Origin of the sequence: Clostridioides sp. ES-S-0001-03 (genome assembly GCF_020676075.1) — a bacterium.
Classification (GTDB): Bacteria; Bacillota; Clostridia; order Peptostreptococcales; family Peptostreptococcaceae; genus Clostridioides.
The window spans coordinates 1-322 of the sequence record NZ_JACVWJ010000047.1 but is presented as its reverse complement, the minus strand read 5'-3'; the positions used below and the strand labels follow the sequence as shown (position 1 = coordinate 322).

Sequence of the window (322 nt, the reverse complement as noted above, 5' to 3'; positions counted from 1 at the left end):
GAATACTTTAAGAAAACAATTAGTCAAAGAAATTATATCAGATGGAGAATTTATAAAATCTGGAGATATAAGTAGTTATCTAAGAGATATGTTCAAAGATATATTACAAGAGATGTTAGAACAAGAAGTGGCATTAGAGCTAGGTTATGAAAAGGGCGACAGCCATAACAAGAATACAACTAATAGAAGAAATGAATATAGCAAAAAAACTGTAAAGTCACAATTTGGAGATTTACAACTAGACGTTCCAAGAGACAGAGATAATGACTTTAACCCAGTAGTCGTTCCTAAAAATATTAGAGATATCTCAGGAATCGAAGAA

General features: G+C 30.7%; 1 protein-coding gene. It reads left to right on the top strand.

Annotated features, from left to right (window positions below; genetic code table 11):
• The coding region (locus tag IC174_RS20870; RefSeq protein ID WP_227483921.1) for a transposase at positions 1 to 322 on the top strand (322 nt) is incomplete at both ends.